This window comes from Hymenobacter sp. B81 (genome assembly GCF_044628455.1).
Taxonomy (GTDB): domain Bacteria; phylum Bacteroidota; class Bacteroidia; order Cytophagales; family Hymenobacteraceae; genus Solirubrum.
The window spans coordinates 284,107-298,447 of the sequence record NZ_JBIYZW010000002.1 but is presented as its reverse complement, the minus strand read 5'-3'; the positions used below and the strand labels follow the sequence as shown (position 1 = coordinate 298,447).

The 14,341-nt window shown below is 64.1% G+C and carries 13 protein-coding genes; 9 read left to right on the top strand and 4 right to left on the bottom strand.

Annotated elements, in window-relative coordinates; translation table 11 throughout:
• Window positions 1-3 precede the first annotated feature (3 nt).
• The 9 genes from ACE191_RS12365 (at window position 4) to ACE191_RS12325 (ending at window position 11,732) form a co-directional block, all read left to right on the top strand.
• Window positions 4-3,471, top strand: coding sequence for a hypothetical protein (locus ACE191_RS12365; RefSeq protein WP_400192538.1), 3,468 nt, complete (start codon window positions 4-6; stop codon window positions 3,469-3,471).
• 127 nt (window positions 3,472-3,598) lie between these two features.
• A complete protein-coding gene (locus tag ACE191_RS12360; RefSeq protein ID WP_400192537.1) occupies window positions 3,599-4,030 on the top strand; it encodes a hypothetical protein in 432 nt (143 codons plus the stop codon).
• A 22-nt stretch (window positions 4,031-4,052) separates the two neighbouring features.
• Window positions 4,053-5,579: a hypothetical protein gene (locus ACE191_RS12355; protein ID WP_400192536.1), complete on the top strand. Its 1,527-nt coding sequence runs from the start codon at window positions 4,053-4,055 to the stop codon at window positions 5,577-5,579.
• 202 nt (window positions 5,580-5,781) lie between these two features.
• Complete coding sequence (locus ACE191_RS12350) at window positions 5,782-6,189, top strand: hypothetical protein (protein ID WP_400192535.1); 408 nt, start codon at window positions 5,782-5,784, stop codon at window positions 6,187-6,189.
• 9 nt (window positions 6,190-6,198) lie between these two features.
• Window positions 6,199-7,656, top strand: coding sequence for a hypothetical protein (locus ACE191_RS12345; RefSeq protein ID WP_400192534.1), 1,458 nt, complete (start codon window positions 6,199-6,201; stop codon window positions 7,654-7,656).
• Window positions 7,657-7,757: 101 nt separating this feature from the next.
• On the top strand, window positions 7,758-8,450 hold the full coding sequence (locus tag ACE191_RS12340; RefSeq protein ID WP_400192533.1) for a hypothetical protein: 693 nt from the start codon (window positions 7,758-7,760) through the stop codon (window positions 8,448-8,450).
• 83 nt (window positions 8,451-8,533) lie between these two features.
• The gene (locus ACE191_RS12335) at window positions 8,534-10,753 is read left to right on the top strand and encodes a prolyl oligopeptidase family protein (protein WP_400192532.1); all 2,220 of its coding nucleotides are present in this window, start codon (window positions 8,534-8,536) and stop codon (window positions 10,751-10,753) included.
• A gap of 89 nt (window positions 10,754-10,842) precedes the next feature.
• Window positions 10,843-11,073 carry a hypothetical protein gene (locus tag ACE191_RS12330; RefSeq protein WP_400192531.1) on the top strand — a complete coding sequence of 77 codons (231 nt, stop codon included), beginning with the start codon at window positions 10,843-10,845 and terminating at the stop codon, window positions 11,071-11,073.
• Window positions 11,074-11,216: 143 nt separating this feature from the next.
• Window positions 11,217-11,732: a GNAT family N-acetyltransferase gene (locus ACE191_RS12325; protein WP_400192530.1), complete on the top strand. Its 516-nt coding sequence runs from the start codon at window positions 11,217-11,219 to the stop codon at window positions 11,730-11,732.
• A 66-nt stretch (window positions 11,733-11,798) separates the two neighbouring features.
• On the opposite strand, the gene ACE191_RS12320 is transcribed toward ACE191_RS12325, so the two are convergent.
• From ACE191_RS12320 to ACE191_RS12305, 4 genes are all read right to left on the bottom strand, one after another.
• Window positions 11,799-12,101: a DUF4286 family protein gene (locus ACE191_RS12320; protein ID WP_400192529.1), complete on the bottom strand. Its 303-nt coding sequence runs from the start codon at window positions 12,099-12,101 to the stop codon at window positions 11,799-11,801.
• 85 nt (window positions 12,102-12,186) lie between these two features.
• Window positions 12,187-12,633, bottom strand: coding sequence for a DUF6526 family protein (locus tag ACE191_RS12315; RefSeq protein ID WP_400192528.1), 447 nt, complete (start codon window positions 12,631-12,633; stop codon window positions 12,187-12,189).
• Between the two features lie 40 nt (window positions 12,634-12,673).
• Window positions 12,674-12,955 (bottom strand): hypothetical protein, encoded by a 282-nt coding sequence (locus ACE191_RS12310; protein WP_400192527.1) that lies wholly within the window; start codon window positions 12,953-12,955, stop codon window positions 12,674-12,676.
• A gap of 59 nt (window positions 12,956-13,014) precedes the next feature.
• Window positions 13,015-14,286, bottom strand: coding sequence for an MFS transporter (locus ACE191_RS12305; RefSeq protein WP_400192526.1), 1,272 nt, complete (start codon window positions 14,284-14,286; stop codon window positions 13,015-13,017).
• Between the last annotated feature and the right edge of the window lie 55 nt (window positions 14,287-14,341).

Genomic DNA, 14,341 nt, shown 5'->3' with positions numbered 1-14,341 from the left:
CATATGCCCAAAGTCCTTCGCCTGCATACCAGCGGCTCGCAGCAAATCCAGGGCTGGCAACAGACCGGTCCGCTCACGAGCACCGAAATCAACACCATTACCGACCCCACGGGCGGCCGGGCGCGCAATCTGGCGGTGTCCATTCCCACGCCGTTTGCGCGGATGCACCTTTTCGAAACCGCCTTTGATTTCGTGGCGCGCGAGGGCAACCGCAACCCCAATTCGGTGTACCACGAGCTGGTGTCGCACTACTGGGATTTGCTAGAGCTGCTCTACAACTACCACCTCTACAGCCAGGCCGGCCGCCGCCTCACGCTGCGCCGCTGGAACGCCGAGACGGAGCTGAACCGCATGCAGCAGGACCCGAACACCCGCCTGCTGGGCGAGACGTTGCGGCTGTACTGGCAGGACGAGCAGTTCCGCGAGACCCCCGACCTGTACATGGTGTTCTACGAGTCGCCGGGGCTGCCGGGCGGGCCGCGTCTGCTGGGCGGCACCTCGCCGCTGACCTTGTTCTACACCGCCCCGGCCGTGCCGGTGCTCGACATCGAGCGGCCCCGCGCTGGCGGGCGGTATTTTGACCAGCAGTACGTGGGCCTGGAGCAGCGCGACCCGCAGTTCCAGGACTTCGTGTACGAGCTGTTCCTGACCTACCCGCAGCTGCAGAACCGCAACTTCGCCAGCCGCGTGTTTGCCGTGCTCGACCGCAACCGCATCAGCCAGATGCAGCTGACCGGCGACCGGAACGCGCAGCTCTTCGCCACGCGCTTCCCCACCCTGGCCGATGCGCAGGGCAACCCGGCCTACGTGCGCGGTATTCCGCTGCCGGGCCGCGCCGACCAAACGGCGGTGGTTTCCTCCGACCTGTTCATTCAGCCCACGCGGGAGCTGGCGCCCGGCCAGGTACGGCCGCTGGTGCTGCGCCCCAACCTGGCCATGGGCGGCGTAAACTACCTGAACGGCCAGCCCTGGGACGACCGGACCCCCGTGCCCTACATGGACGAGCAGCCGATGAGCAGCCGCGTGCTGCCCGGCAAAGGCTTCAAGTACCCCTACCTCACGGTGGGCGACTTGCTGGCCGATTCGCTGGTGGAGCTGCCCTACGAGCTGAACGCCGAGCGTTTCCACACCGGCCGCGTTACGTTCCAGTACGGCGCCGATGCGCAGGGCCGGGCGCGGTTCCCGTACCTGCTGCCCCTGCAGCCGGCCTTCTTCGAGTACTTCACCGAGCACGACCTGGCCGAGCTGCTGCACTTCACCATCGACCTGAACCACGTGCGCGTGAGTTTGCGGGTGCCGGTGCAGCAGGGGCGCTTCATTACGCTGGAGCGCAGCTACTACACCAACCCGCAGAACCCGAAGGATGAAATGGGCCGCGAAATCCCCGAGAAGGGTCGCATCGTGCGGGCTCAGGTGGGATTGGGCGTGTTCCCGTTCTACAAAATGCGCCAGCAGCCCGAGTACAACGACCTGTACAAGGTGATGCTGGTAGACGCCGACAACGGCCCCGCGCAGCTGCAGAAGCAGTACAGCGTGGAGTTCTACGTGGGTGGTGAGCGGCTCACCGACCAGGGCGCCGCCCGCCGGGCCACCCGCTACGAGCGCACCCGCAAGAGCCTCGCCACGGCCGGCAGCACTTACTATGAGGTAACCGGCACCCACTTCGACGTAGCCGAGCTGGTGTGTCCGGCCGGTCCCGGCCAAGCCCCGGCCCGCGGCCTGCTCATTCCGCGCTGGCGCGAACTGGACCGCGGTACCCGCCGCTTCACCTTTGCCGTGGACTTCGGCACCACCAACACCCACATTGCCTACTCCGACGGCCCCAGCAGCCACCCGCGTCCGTTCACCATTGCCGAGCTGGATCAGCAGGTGGTGTGGCTGCACGCCCCGCTGCCCGATATGGGCCTCTCCGGCGCGCAGCGCTACCGCCAGGGCGCCCAGCAGCTGCACAACGACATTGCCGCCCTGCAAAACCGCGAGTTCGTTCCCTCCTTCATCGGCGAAGGCGGCGCGGCGTATGCTTTTCCGATTCGTACCGCGGTGTGCGAGACGAGCACGTTTACCAACGAACCGGCCCGGGTGCTGGGCAACATCAACATCGGCTTCAGCATCAACACCGAAACCTCGGCCGAGCTGCCCCAAAACCGCTTCGTAACCAACCTGAAATGGTCGGCCGAGCTGGACCCGGGTGGGGTAACGCGCATCGAGGTGTTTTTCCGCGAGGTGATGCTGCTGCTCAAGCACAAGGCGGCCCTGAACGGCGGCATCATGGAAGACACCCGCGTGGTGTGGTTTGCGCCCTTGAGCTTCGACGCCTTCTTGCGCAACCAGTTCAAGAGCAAGTGGGACGATGCCTTCCAACAGGTGTTCCGCTCGCGCCGCGAAACCCTCACCCTCACCGAGTCGGTGGCGCCGTACTACTACCTCACGGCCACCAACCAGGTAGTGCCCTCGCGCGACGAGAACGTGGTGAACATCGACATCGGCGGCGGCACCACCGACCTGCTGCTGTTTGCTGACTCGCGCCCCGCCTACAGCACCTCGTTCCGCTTTGCCGGCAACGACTTGTGGGGTGACGGCTATGCCCGCGTGCAGGGTGCGCCCAAGCAGAACGGCCTGCTGCGCCTGGGCGTGCAGCACGTGGAAAGCCTGCCCGACTCGGAGCAGAACCAGGAGTACAAGGGTTACCTGCGCGCCGCGCTGGCCAATAACGACTTCGGCTCGGCCGACGTGACCTCGCTGCTGTTCCTGTACGACGACGCCCTACGCTTCTCGCAGAGCCTTGCTTTGGGCAAGGGCCGGCAACTCAGGGTGCTGTTTTACCTGCACTACACCAGCATCATCTACCACACGGCCCAGCTCACCGAGCACCTCGGCCTGAAGCTGCCGCGCTACCTGTGCTTCTCGGGCAAAGGCAGCCTGTATTTGCGTCTGCTGGCCGGCGGCAGCAACATGGGCGCCATCGAGAAAATCACCAAGGCCATCATGAAGGCCGTGACGGGGCAGGAGCCGCCGCACAACTTTCGCGTGATTCTGGCCGACAACCCCAAGGAAGCCACCACCAACGGCGGCGTGCTGTTCGAGGAAAGCCAGTCGGCCCCCGACGTGGACAGCATCAAGGCGGTGCGCATGCTGGGCAGCACCGAAATGAGCGACATCGGCCTGCTGCGCCTGAAAGCCAAGCAGGTAGACGCCGACCTGCGCCAGTCGGTGCTGACGAACATGCGCACTTTCCTGGAGCTGGTGCTGACCAACGACGACGTGGCCCCGCTCATGCGCGAAGTCGGTGTGGACATCGACCGGGCCCGTGTGCTGGAGTTCATGCAGCGCGAAATCGAGGACAGCCTGAACCTGGGGCTGCACCAGATGGAGCGCCTGCTCGGCGCCGAGGAAACCCTGCCCGAAACGCTATTCTTCCTGCCGCTCAAGCAGGCCTTGTACAACCTGAGCCGGGAGCTGCTGAACGGGTAGTAGCGCGAACTATGTAGCTCGCGTGCCCCGCGCCGTCTGGTCGTTCTGGCACGCGAGTTACATAGTTTAGCGCCACGGGCACGCTACCTGCATGTCTATGAGGCCAAAGCTGCTTTTACTACTACCATTGCTGGGCCTGTCTGCTTGCTTTTGGGGTGACGAACAGGATACAGAGCACCTTATGGGCCGCTATTATGCAGTCGGTAATGGCCCCATGCTTGGCGAATCAAACTGGAGCAACGTGCATTTGTATTTCGATGACGAGCAGTTCGGACTGACGGAGCCAATCCTGCCGGACTACGTTACGGCCGTGTTCTACCATGATTCGGTGCTCGTAGCCGAAACCGGTACCTTGGTTTTGACCGAGGCTGAACAGTATCTAGCGGACCGTCAATACTACTTAGTGCCCGTTCATCCTGGAGACCATTCCGCTGATGCACATCAACTAGTACAAGGGCCGTTCGACTGGCAAACATGCCTTCGGAAGCTGCGTCACCAAGGGCTTAGCTCTAACTTGACAGACTCTGCACGCTTTGTTGCTATTCGCGCTGGTCGCTAATTCAAACTCTGACTTCTTCCGCATGAGGATTTCCTTCCGCCTCACCGCCCTGCTGACGGGCCTGCTGCTTTCCGCCTCAGCCGTAACCTACGCCCAGACTGCTCCCGGTCAGCCCACGCTGGAAGAGAAAAAGGTGCAGATCTGGTGCGCCACGGCCCGCTTCGTGTACAACGACAACGGCCGCTCCAACCTGAATAGCTCGCTCAACTGCGGCGGCACGCTCCGCGACTTCGAGGCCAGCGTTCGGGTCGACAGCCAGCGGGTGTACTCGCGCCTGTACCAGCCCCTGGAGGGTAAGGGCGTGATGTACAAGGGCCTCGGCAACGACCAGTCGCGGCTGACCAAGCTCACTACGGAAATTGTGCGGACGCTGGAAGCCTCGCCGGCGCGGCGCAAAGACCCCGCCCGCATGGCGCAGGTGCAGCGCCTGCAGCAGTCGTTTGCCGCTTACATCAACCAGGGCACGCCCATCACCGACGATATTGGGCAGGTAGACGCCGCGGGCCAGGCCGAGAACTTCGATACCACGCTGGCGGCCGGCGGCGCCGAGCCGCTGCTGGCCGACGACGTCGCGGGCGAAGACGCGGCCGTGACGCCGGTGCGCGCCTCGGCCGAAAGCCCCATGACGCGCCTGTTCGGTCCCATCGCGCTGATTCTCTCCCTGCTGAGTTTGGTGCTGTGGTTTCTGGAGCGGCGGGTGCTGCGCAGCTACATCAGCGAGCTGCGCGACCGGTCGTCGCGGCACCGCAACGAGCTGGAGTCCATCAAATCGGGTGGGTTTGCCAGTACAATGACGCCCAACGACAGCACCAAGGAAATTTCCTTTACCCAGCGCCGCCAGATCGAGGAGCTGGTCGAGCACCTGGTACAGCAGCGCCTGGCCGAGCTCCAGCCCCACGGCCGCCCCACGGCTTCGACCGAGCCCGCCCTGCCCCTGGTGGAGCAACCCGGCCCGCGCCGCGAGTCGGCCCAGCAAGGCAAAGCCGCTGCCCAAGCCCGCCCCGGCGCCCCGGCGCCGCAGCCTAAACCAGCCCCGCCCGTAACCGCCGCGCCCGCACCGCCCATGCCCGAGGTGCCGGTAGCCGTGCCCGTACCGGCCGGCTCGCCCGCCTCGGCGCCCCGCGACGAGTTCGACAGCCTGGTGCCGCCGGTACAGCTGCCCGACACGACGCCGCTGCCGGTGCCGCCCCCGCCGCCCGCGCCCGCTGTGCACGTGCCCGAGCCCATGCCGGTGGGTCACTTCTACGTGAAGGTGCCCGTCAACGGGGGCTTCTCCGACTACGACCTGCACACCACGGCCCAGCACGACAGCATCTACGAAATCACGCCCGACCCCCAGCGGCCCGACGTGGCCTCGTTCCGCATCAATCCCAACCCGGCGGTGCACGCCTACGCCATTCAGAGCGCCCAGTACTCGCTGCGCGAAGCCTGCCGCTACGAGCCGCCCACCGGCGCCGTGGGCCGCATCGTGACCGACGAGCCGGGGCAGCTGCGCAAAGTGGGCAGCACCTGGCAGATCGAGCAGAAGGCCGCCATCCGGTTCGAGTAGTCGGCCCGAGCAAAGACTCCGTCACATTGGGTATGCTTAACGGAGTGACGAAGTAAGCTTGTCAAGCACCTTGATAAAGCTTATCGAGGTGCTTGATAAGCCTTGTACCCATTTATTGGCTGAGCGTCCAGACTGCCTAACTCAGATTACGACCCCACCCTTACCTGCTGTCGGAGGCTACCGCAGCAGCCATTCAGTTTGAATGAGCTACCGCAACTACCTCAACCGCGCCCAACGGGCTGATTTGCCCTTAGCTTGGCGGTTGAGCGCGTTTCGGTCGGCGCTGCTAAGCTGCCATTGGCTACTTCAGCAACAGCAGAAACAATCGATAAAGCGGTACCTGCCTGAAATGGTGGAGTTTTATAAAGCTTACTTCGGCATTCCCTCGCCAAATGATCCTGCACCCCAGTGGCCTCCAGACGACTCGGGACTGGTGGGTGCCATTCAGGACCTAGAAAAGCGCCGCCGCCATTACCTGCAACGAATGCAGGTATATCAGCGCCGCCGGATTCGGGAGAAAGGTTGCGGCCGCCGGCTCGGTAGTCGGGTGGCGTGGCCCTACGGTGGTTTCTTACCCGATGAATGGGTATTGCGTACCCATACTACCTAGCTTTACCCCATGCTCGAAATCATCCTTGAACTGGTCGTCATTGCCGTCATCGTGGCGCTGCAGGTGCGGGCGTTTCTGCGCACCCGCAGCCAGGCCAACCGGCTGGCCGAGGTGTACCCGCCCAAAGAGCAGCTGCGCGTGGAGCACCGCCTGGTGACGCCCGACGGACGCGATATGGCCGATTACGCCGCCGACGCGCCCGCCGACGCGTTTCCCGTCGACATCATCCGCTACGACCAGGCCTCCGACGACTTCCGCGAGCTGGTGCGCGACACCAACGACTACCTGCGCCACAACAAGGGCGCGGCGGCCGACTTCGGCATCCTTAAGGACATTGCCATCCGGCAGGCCCAGGGCCCCGAGTTCAGCGCCCAGGCCAACGTGGCCACGCCGCTCTACCTGGGGCTGCTGGGCACTTTTCTGGGCGTAATCCTGGGTTTGGTAAGCTTGGCCCGGCAGGGCGTAACCGACGACGACGCGCTGACGCCCTTCCTCATCGGCGTGCTCATTGCCATGACGGGCTCGTTTATGGGTTTGATGCTGACCCTGTTCGGCAACTCGGTGCTGCGCCACGCCCGCGCCCAGCGCGACCAGCGCCAGAACCAGTACTTCACCTTCCTGCAGGCCCGGCTGCTGCCCATCCTGCACAACGACATGGCCAACAGCCTGTCGACCCTGAAAGGCGTGCTCGACGCGTTCAATCAGGATTTTGTGGGCAAGGTTACCTTGTTCGAGCCTATCCTGAACACCATTACCGAGAACATCCGCGTGCAGCGCGACTTTTTGGTGAAGCTGGAGGAAGTGGGCTTCGACAAGATGGCCCAGGCCAACCTGGCCGTATTTGAGAAGGTAAGCCAGTCGGCCGAGCTTTTCGGGCAGTTTACCCACTACCAGCAGCAGCTCAACCAGATGCTCGACAAGGGCGCCGAGTCGGGCCGGGCGGTGGGCAGCATCCTGGACCGCCTCACCGGCTTCGAGCGCGGCATCAACAACCTAGGCCAGTACATCGGCCAGCACGACAACCTGATTCAGCGGCAGCTCGACTTCTTCCAGCGCCACCAGCAGGAGATGAGCAACCTGGCCGCCCGCTCGGAGCAGTACTTCGACGAAGCCTCCCTGCACCTGACCGACCTGATGCGCCGCCGCCTCGAGCACCACGAGCGCGACGCCCAGCTGGCCTACGAGAAATGGGGCGAGTATTTCCGCCGCATCAACGAAGACAACGCCTTCGAACGCATCATGCGCCAGCTCGACCCGTTGCGCGACGTAAAAGCCAGCCAGGAAGCCCTGACCCGCGACGTAACCGCTACCCAGCGCGAGCTGCTGCGCAAGATTGAGCTCGACGCCCAGGTCGACGCCAAGCTGCTGGCCGAGCTGTCGGTGATGAACCAGATTCTGCGCAAGGCCACCGCCAAAAACCGCTGGCAGCGCGGCATGGACAAGCTGTTTGGGGGAGTAAAGGAATAAGTTGTCGGTTGTCAGTTGCGCGTTGTCAGTTCGTGTTGATGCATTCACATTCACTGGCCCTTCGACTGACAACTAATAGCTAACAACGGACAACAGACTACATGCCCTCAGCCGACCCGCAACGCTCCGACTTCTTCTGGCCCAGCTACGTGGACCTGATGACCTCCTTGTTCGTGGTCATGTTGGTGCTGTTCGTGTTCAGCTTCAAGCTGTTCAAGGACCGCGAGGAAGGCCTGCGCAAGGCCAACACCGAGCTGAAAGCCAAGGCCGAGGAGCTGGAGCAGATAACTCGCATCCGCGAGGCCTTGCGCCGGCTCGAGGGCAACTACTTCCGCTACGACCCCCAGAACGAGCGGTACGAGCTGCGCGTGGACGTGCAGTTCCGGGCGGGCCGCGACGAAATCCAGAGCCAGTACCAGCAAACCCTGCTACAGGCCGGCCGCTTGCTGCAGCAGCGCCTGCGCAGCATCCGCACCGATCTGCCGGTGCGCTACCTCGTGATTGTGGAGGGCATGGCGGCCCGCTACCCGCAGGGCGACCCGCGCAACCGCATTGAAGAGCAGATTGCCTACCAGCTCAGCTACCGCCGGGCCCTGAACCTGCTCAACCTGTGGAAAAACAACGGGCTGAACTTTGGGCAGGACCGCAACATCGAGCTGATCATCGGCGGCAGCGGCTTCTTCGGCACGGGGCGCTACAGCGGCCGCCGCGAAGACGACAACAAGCGCTTCCTGATTCAGGTAATTCCCAAGGTCGGCAAGATGCAGACGGCCACGGTGAAGAGTCCGAAGTAGCACTCTGTCAAGCGCCGCGGCCCAACAAATGCCGCCGCCGGGTTGTATACTTGTACTAACCCGGTTCACCTGTTCATCTGGCTATGAAAACAACCCGACCCTTGCTGGGCGTTTCGCTGGCGTTGCTGGCTGCCTGCGGCCCCACCCGGCCGCTCAATCAGCTGTCTGCCACGGCGCCGCTAACCGAGAAACCCGTGATTGAATCCGAAAACCCGCTGGCGCTGGCTGCCGGCCTCAGCTACCCCCAAACCGCCAAAGGCACCCAGGTCGACGACTACCACGGCACCAAGGTAGCCGACCCCTACCGCTGGCTCGAAAACCCCGATTCGCCCGAAACTAAGGTCTGGGTAACGGCGCAGAACAAGGTCACCTTCGGCTACCTGGAGCAGATTCCCTACCGCGACCGAATCAAGGAGCGCCTGACCCAGATGTGGAACTACGAACGCTACGGCGTGCCGCAGGAAGAAGGCGACTACCTCTACTACCAGAAAAACGACGGCCTGCAAAACCAGGCGGTGCTCTACGTGCAGCGCCAGGACCAGGACGGCCAGGCCCAGGTGCTGCTCGACCCCAACAAGTTCTCGGCCGACGGCACCACGGCGCTGTCGGGTACCTACTTCTCCAACGACCACCAGTACTTGGCCTACACCACCTCGGGGGGCGGCTCCGACTGGCAGACCATTCACGTGCTCGACCTGAAAACCCGCCAGCCGCTCAAGGACGAGCTGAGCTGGGTGAAGGTGTCGGGCGTGGCCTGGGTGAAAAACGGCTTCTACTACAGCGGCTACGACGCGCCCAAGGCCGGCCAAAACAAGCTGGCCGGCAAAAACGAGTACCACAAGGTGTACTTCCACCAGCTCGGCACCCCGCAGTCGGCCGACAAGGTGGTGTACGAAAACAAGCAGATGCCCCTGGGCTTCCGCATTGCCTCGGTTACCGAAGACGAGCGGTTTCTGGCCATCTACCTCACCGATGGCAAAACCGACGGCAACAAGCTGGCCGTGCGCGACCTGACAGACTCCAAGCAAACCGGCAAGTGGACGATGCTGGGCTCGACCTACGAGTCGGACCTGAACGTGGTAGGCAGCGTGGGCGGCAAGCTGCTGGTCTACACCAACCACAAAGCTCCGCGCTACCGCGTGGTGGCCGTTGATCCGCGGCAGCCGGCCGAGGCCAGCTGGCAGGACGTGCTGCCCGAAACCGAAAACAAGCTCGAAGGCGTCGACCACGTGGGCGGCAAGCTGGTGGCCTCGTACCTGAAGGACGCCAGCTCGCTCATCCGCGTGTTCGATGAGCAGGGCAAGGCCCTGCACGACGTGGCCCTGCCCGCGCTGGGCACGGCCGCGGGCTTCGGTGGGCGCAAGGACTCGAAGACGGTGTACTACTCGTTCACCTCGTTTACCTACCCCACCACCATCTACCGCTACGACCTGGCTAGCAACCAGAGCACGGTGTTTCGCGCGCCCAAGGTCGACGTAAAGCCGCAGGACTACGTGACCTCGCAGGTGTTTTACCAGAGCAAGGACGGCACCAAAATCCCGATGTTCATCACCCACAAGAAGGGCCTGAAGCTCAACGGGCAGAACCCGACCTATCTCTACGCCTACGGCGGCTTCAACGTGAGCCTCACGCCGGGATTCTCGGTGGCACGCATGCTGTGGCTGGAAAACGGCGGCATCCTGGCCATTCCCAACCTGCGCGGCGGCGGCGAGTACGGCGAAGCCTGGCACAAGGCCGGCATGACGCCCCGCAAGCAGAACGTGTTCGACGACTTCATTGCCGCGGCCGAGTACCTGAAAATCCAGGGCTACACCTCCACCGAAAAGCTGGCCATGGCCGGCGGCTCCAACGGCGGCCTGCTGGTGGGCGCGGTGATGACCCAGAAGCCCGACCTGGTACGGGTGGCCTTCCCGGCCGTGGGCGTGATGGACATGCTACGCTACCAGAAGTTCACCATCGGCTGGAACTGGGCCCCCGAGTACGGCACCGCCGACAACTACGAGCAGTTCCAGAACCTCTACCGGTTCTCGCCCCTGCACACCCTCAAGGCCGGCACCAGCTACCCCGCCACCATGATTACCACCGCCGACCACGACGACCGCGTGGTGCCCGCGCACTCGTTTAAGTTCGCGGCCACCCTGCAGGAAAAAAACGGCGGCCCCTGGCCCCAGCTCATCCGCATCGACGTGAATGCCGGCCACGGCGCAGGCAAAAGCACCGCCCTGCAAATTCAGGAGTGGGCCGACGTGTGGTCGTTTGCGTACCAAAACATGGGCGTGAGTCCGTACCAGCTGGTGAAGTAAGCGCCGGTGCGGGCCTATGCCACCTGCCAAAGCCTGTGTATCTTGCGCCCCGAAACTGCGATTTGCCCGGAATTTACTTAGCTCCTGAAATGAAAAACCTGTTGATGCTCGGCCTGGTAGCCGGCGCCCTGCTGTCGGTTTCGGCCTGCAGCAACCCCGACCACGCGAAGAAAGACGACATGACCGCGGCCCCGCTGCCCGCCATTCCGGCCGCCGCGACCGGCCAGGACTCGGCCGCCGTAGCCGCCGAACAGGCCAAGCAGGAGCTGTCGGCCGTCAACGCCACCGAGGCCATCAAAAAGATGCAGCCCTCGATGTAAGGCCTGATGCGCAACGAATAACCAGCAATGAGCAATGGCCCCCGGGTCGTTGCTCATTGCTTTTTCCGCCGGCCCGCCGCACGGCCCTGCGACTAAAAGGGCGTTGCGCATTGTCAATTGCTCATTGTTAATTCCTCCCCGCCATGATTATCCGCCGCGGCACCGAAGCCGACCTCCCCGCCGTGCACGCCCTCATCGTGGAACTGGCCATCTACGAGCGCGCCCCCGATGAGGTAACCAACACCCTGGAAGACATGCGCCGCGACGGGTTCGGCCCGGCGCCCATCTTCAGCTTCTTCGTGGCCGAAAGCCGGGAGCAGGGCATTCTGGGCATTGCGCTGTTCTATACCGCCTACTCCACCTGGAAGGGCCGCATGCTCTACCTCGAAGACCTGGTAGTAACCGAAGCCGCCCGCGGCACCGGCATCGGCAAGAAGCTGTTCGATGCCGTAGTGGCCGAGGCCCGCCGCACCGGCGTGCACCGCCTAAAGTGGCAGGTGCTGGAGTGGAACGAGCCCGCCATCGGCTTCTACCGGAAAATCGGGGCCAACCTCGACCCGGAGTGGCACAACGGCAACCTCACGGCCGAGCAGCTGCGGGCCTACGCCTGCGACGCGGCGGTGGAGGCCGCCGTGGCCAAGGGGGCGGGCCGCGCGTAACCGCCCCGGAAACGGCGTCAACCCAAAGCGAAGGACCTTGCCTAAGCTGAAAGCGGGCTTTGGCCTTTACTCCAGCACTTCCAGCACCGTGCGGAACGACACGTACTGCCCGGGGAAGCGGGTTTCCAGGTCGGCGCGCAGGCCGGGGGCGGCCACTTCCTGATATTCCTCCAGCTGGGCCAGGCTCACGCAGTAGTACTGGGTGGCGTAGGTATAGCCGTCGTTTTCCTCGTTGAGCAGGCGGCAGATCTGGCTTTTCAGGAAATAGCCCGAAGCCATTATTTCCGGCATGTGCACGTCGCGCATGTAGGCGAGCCATTCCTCGGCCACCTCCGGGTCGACGCTGCTGGTTACGTTGTAAAGAATCATGGCGCAAAGATGGGGCAGGGAGTTGGGGAAACGGTGCGTACGCTGATGAGCAGACCGGGGGATGACCAGCCGCGCCGTGGCACCCTCAGACTCGTAGGTGGTCGGGCTGGAATTGCTGGATGCGCTGGCGGATGACGTTCGGGGCCAGCTGCTCGGCCGCGGCGGCCTGCGCCAGGGCGGGCAGCTCGGCATCGGAGGCAAAGCGCAGCGACAAAATCTGGCCGAGCTTGAGCTGCTGCTCAAGCGGAGCAAATCGTTGCTGAGTCAGCTCAAAGTAGCGCTGGCGCACTTCCAGGCGGGCCAGGCGGTCCTGCAGCGTGAGGGCGTAGTGCTGGCGCATGATTATGATGGTGACCAGCAGCGTGGCGGCTACAGCGGCCAGGGTAAACCACAGCCGAGACTCGTCGGAGTCGGTACCGGCCACGGCGGCATAACGGCGGCCGGCGTAGAGGGTGAGCACCAAAGCGGCCGGAAATGCCACAAAGTGGTGGGGCCAGTAGTAGCGGCGGGTGAAGTGGGGCGAGTCGGCCATGTAGGGGCGGAAACCGGCTGGAAATGAAAAAAACGAACTACTAGGGTTGCCCGCGGCGCTTGGCCCGCTCTTCGTCTCGCTGGGCCTTTTCGCGCTCCTTGCTCAGGCGCTCATTGGCCTTCTCGGCCTTGGCCGGGTTCAGCGGCGGCGCTTCGCGGGGCGGCACTACCGGCGGGGCGGCCGCGGTGGGCTGCGGGGCGGGCGTGGCCGGCGGGGTAGCGGCCGGGCGGTTGGCGGGGCTGGGAGCGGCCACCTGGGCCTGGGCCCCGTGGGCGAGCAGGGCGCCGGCGAGCAATACAAAAAAGCTGAGGGCGAAGCGCATAGTGGTAGAGCAGAAGGTACAGGCAAGGTACGTGCGCCGGCGGGCAGCAGTTCCCCCGCCTACAGCGGTTCCACGTAATCAAGGTCCTTGCCGTAGCTCTCGGGCATGGTACTCACGGCCCAGAAAGCCACCAGCAACGAGCCGGCGCCCAGAATGGCCGCGCTGCCGATAATGCCCAGGGGCTGCCCGCCCACGTGCAACCCCGAAAGGCCGGTGAACAGGGGAACCAGCAGCACTACCGAGCCGCGGGCGAAGTTGGGGGCCGTGGTAGCCACGGTAGCCCGCAGGTTGGTGCCGAACTGCTCGGCGGCCACCGTCACGAACAGCGCCCAGAAGCCCACCGTGAAGCCCAGCACGAAGCTCAGCCGGTAGAACGCCGTGGGCGAGGCGCCGCGCAGGCCAAACAGGTAGGCCGCCACCACCGCGGCGCACATGAGCAGAAACACCTGCAGGGCGCGGTTGCGGCTCTTGAGCAACTGGCTGAGCAGACCGCTGGCGAAGTCACCAAATACCAGCCCGAAGTAGCACCAGAACACCGCCAGCCCAGCCGACACCGGCCCCTGCACGCCCAGGGCGCGGCCAAACTCGGGGGCCAGCGTGATGAGGATGCCCACCACAAACCACAGGGGCACTCCAATGAGCAGGCATTTGAGGTACTTGAGCAGGCGCGGGCCGGTGAACAGCTTCAGGAAGTTGCCGCGCTCCACCTCCGCCTTCTTGGTTTGCTCAAACATGCCCGACTCGTACACGCCCACCCGCAACGCCAGCAGCGCCAGGCCCAGCCCACCGCCGATGAAGTAGGCGTTGCGCCAGCCAAACTCCGCGCCGATCCAGTACGCCAGCATGGCGCCCGATACGCCCACCGTGGCCACGATCATGGTGCCGTAGCCGCGCTTTTCCTTGGGCAGGGTTTCGGCTACCAGCGTGATGCCCGCGCCCAGCTCGCCCGCCAGCCCGATGCCGGCAATCAGCCGCAGCCAGGCGTACTGTTCCACGGTTTGCACCAGCCCGTTGGCAATGTTGGCTAGGGAATAGAGCAGAATGGAGCCGAACAGTACCGACAGCCGCCCGCGCTTGTCGCCCAGGATGCCCCACAGAATGCCGCCGAGCAGCATGCCGCCCATCTGCATGTTGATCAGGTACAGGCCCTGCGAGGTCACGGCGTCGGCGTCGGTCACGCCCAGGCTGTTAAGGCTTTCCACCCGCACGATGCTGAACAGAATCAGGTCGTAGATATCAACGAAGTAGCCCAGCGCCGCCACCACCACGATGGCGGAAAACAGCGAGGCGGATTTGGGCGGAGTAGCGGGCGGAGTAGCGTTTCGAACCATAGGGGCCATGTTGCGGGGCGCAGATTACGAAGAAACCGCCGCAGTGCCGCCGCCA